This is a genomic window from Candidatus Obscuribacterales bacterium (assembly GCA_036703605.1).
Classification (GTDB): Bacteria; Cyanobacteriota; Cyanobacteriia; order RECH01; family RECH01; genus RECH01.
This window is the reverse complement of sequence record DATNRH010000414.1, coordinates 1-2,582: the sequence shown is the minus strand read 5'-3', so window position 1 is coordinate 2,582 and position 2,582 is coordinate 1. Positions and strand designations below refer to the sequence as shown.

General features: G+C 53.2%; 5 protein-coding genes. 3 read left to right on the top strand and 2 right to left on the bottom strand.

Going from position 1 to position 2,582, the window contains the following annotated elements; all coding sequences use genetic code 11:
* Together V6D20_08525 and V6D20_08520 are read right to left on the bottom strand one after the other, a co-directional pair.
* On the bottom strand, window positions 1-299 hold a 299-nt coding region (locus V6D20_08525), incomplete at its 3' end, for an NB-ARC domain-containing protein (GenBank protein ID HEY9815826.1).
* A 9-nt stretch (window positions 300-308) separates the two neighbouring features.
* Entirely contained in the window at window positions 309-716 is a 408-nt protein-coding gene (locus V6D20_08520) for a hypothetical protein (GenBank protein ID HEY9815825.1), read from the bottom strand.
* Window positions 717-879: 163 nt separating this feature from the next.
* On the opposite strand from V6D20_08520, the gene V6D20_08515 reads away from it, so the two are divergent.
* The 3 genes from V6D20_08515 to csaB form a co-directional block, all read left to right on the top strand.
* Window positions 880-1,158, top strand: coding sequence for a UPF0175 family protein (locus V6D20_08515; protein HEY9815824.1), 279 nt, complete (start codon window positions 880-882; stop codon window positions 1,156-1,158).
* Window positions 1,155-1,628 (top strand): DUF3368 domain-containing protein, encoded by a 474-nt coding sequence (locus V6D20_08510; GenBank protein HEY9815823.1) that lies wholly within the window; start codon window positions 1,155-1,157, stop codon window positions 1,626-1,628. The genes V6D20_08515 and V6D20_08510 overlap by 4 nt, the downstream gene beginning before the upstream one ends.
* Before the next feature lie 160 nt (window positions 1,629-1,788).
* Window positions 1,789-2,582: polysaccharide pyruvyl transferase CsaB (gene csaB / locus V6D20_08505; protein HEY9815822.1), on the top strand; the 794-nt coding region annotated here is incomplete at its 3' end.

Below are 2,582 nucleotides of genomic sequence, written 5' to 3'. Positions count from 1 at the left end.
ACATCTGCCCAAAACTTACCCGCAAATCCCTGACTTTCAGCAAACACCTTTGCCATCAGCGTAGACTTGCCGATGCCGCCCTCACCTCGAATGCCCATCATCGAGACATCTGGATCAGCTAGCCAGGTGTTGAGTTCTAAGCATTGCTCGCCCCGTCCCTGAAAAACCCGCAGATCAGGTAAAGGGTCGCTATAAATCAGCGCCACCCGCTGAGCTTCATGAATGGTGACGTTGTTGGTCTGACCATAGACCGTTCCTAGATTCGCCACGCCAATTTTGTTGGCGATCGGTTCTTTCATGGCTGCAGGCTAGAAGGAAAAAGTATTGGTTTGGTTAATGATCGTCCCCTGGTTCACCACGCCAATTTTCTCTGCCAATTGGGTTAAATTCACGACAGCACCAGGCTGCGCTTGAATGGCCGTTTGAATCTCCTGCACTGCCTGCTGAATGTCTGCATCCTCTTGAGCAACTGCCTCAACTTTGGCAACAAGAGTTAATGTGCCATAGGTTTCTGGCTGCTGTTCTGCAAGGTCTGGTTGTTGGGCTACGGTGGTAATAGCATCAGCCGTTTTGGGAGCTTTCCGCCGCAAAGCACTGATGAACTTGGGGATTAAACCTCCCACCGCTTCACCAATTTTCTCGCCTGTCTTTTCAAAAGCTTTTGTCGCAATCATTGTGGCGATCGCTGTTGCCGTCAGAGTTACAGGTTCCACCATCAGCCACTCCAGAATGTTGTTGCTTCAACCACCTAATTATGGCAGCTAGACTATGAGTCAAGGCAACGTCATAGATGCTTTAAACGATGCTCTCCTAGTTGTCTACCAGGAACACTCACATCATTCCTAACCTGATCAAACCACTCAATACGGAGTCTGGATTATGCAAGTCACCATCGATCTCCCTGAAGAGCTAATTCAGCACTTTAATCACGATCGCCTTGCCGATGAGATCTTAGAAGCCCTGGTGATCCAAGCCTACCAAACTGAAAAAATTACCCATGCTGAAGTGGGTCGTCTTCTAGGGCTACCTTCCCGCTGGTCAGTCGATGACTTTTTGAAACGGCATCATGCTGATTTGCACTACGATGAGGCTGATTTGGAACGCGATCGCACCACTCTCCAACAGCTACGGGCAAAGCCCACCAGCAGCGCTTTATGATTGTTGTTGCCGATACGTCACCGATCAACTACTTACTGCTCATCAACCAGATTGATCTACTACCCCGTCTCTTCCAGCGAATTATCATTCCTGACATCGTTCGGGATGAAATGCTTGATCCAGACGCACCAGCAGTTCTTCAACAATGGATTGCAAATCCTCCGTCTTGGCTTATTGTTCAAACCGTTCCCGTAATCGACACAACCCTCAGTAGTCTTGATCCTGGGGAACAGGCAGCGATTACCCTAGCTCAAACCCTACCAGCAGATCTGTTGATTATTGATGAACGTCTGGGACGACGGATTGCAGAGAAGCGAGGGATTGCCATCATCGGTACCTTAGGACTTTTAGATGATGCCGCAGATCAAGGTTTAATCAACCTAGCTGAGGCGATCGCACAATTGCAACAAACGAACTTTCGTGTCTCCCGTCGTATCATTCAAGCGTTGCTAAACAAACCCAAGACTTAGCGGCTCACTCGCGTTCCTCGAATCACCTCAAATAACACGTCAATAAAGGGCGATCGCCTAGATCTTCAGCTCCAACCTCAGCCCCCGGTCTAATCGCAGGTCTGTGCCGTATGATGCTCTAGAGATACGAGATCAGCGATCGCAGAGGTAGGGGCAATCCATGCGGGCAGTGCTATGTGGATATTATGGTCAGGGCAATGGGGGCGATGAGGCGCTGTTGGCGACGCTGCTGCAAATGCTGCCGTCCCACGTTCAGCCGCTGGTGCTATCGGGACAGCCTGAGGAAACCCAGAACTGCTATGGCGTAGAAGCCTGTCCCCGGAAGTCTGCACCGGCGGTGTGGTCAGCTCTGCGACGCTCTGACATCTTCATCTGGGGCGGCGGTAGTCTGATGCAGGATGCCACCAGTGCGCTGAATCCCATTTACTACGGCGGCATCATGGGCATGGCCCAGCAGATGGGTCTGAAAACCGTGGCCTGGGCCCAGGGCGTGGGGCCCCTGAAGCGATCGCTCACCCAGGCGATCGCCCGTCGATCCTTTCAGGGCTGTACGGCTGTGAGTGTACGCGATCGCGCCTCGGCAGCGCTGCTAGAAGAGTGGCGAGTACCCTGCACCCTCGCGCCGGATCCGGTTTGGGCCCTGGCCTCGAAGCCGGTATCGGGCTTTTGGGATCTGCCGGCTCCGCGTATTGCCGTGGCCCTGCGCTCCCACCCCCAGCTCACGGATGCCCGGCTTGCGGCTCTTACCCGAGCCCTGGTGATGCTGCAGCAGTCTACCCAAGCCCATGTGATGCTGATTCCCTTTCAACCGGTTAACGACCTAGCGATCGCCCAATCGATCCATACAGCGCTACCGGAGACCAGCACCATCCTCACCCTCAGCGATCCCCAGCAGTTGAAATGGGTGTTTCAGGGGGTAGAGATGACCATTGCCATGCGCTACCACGCGTTGAT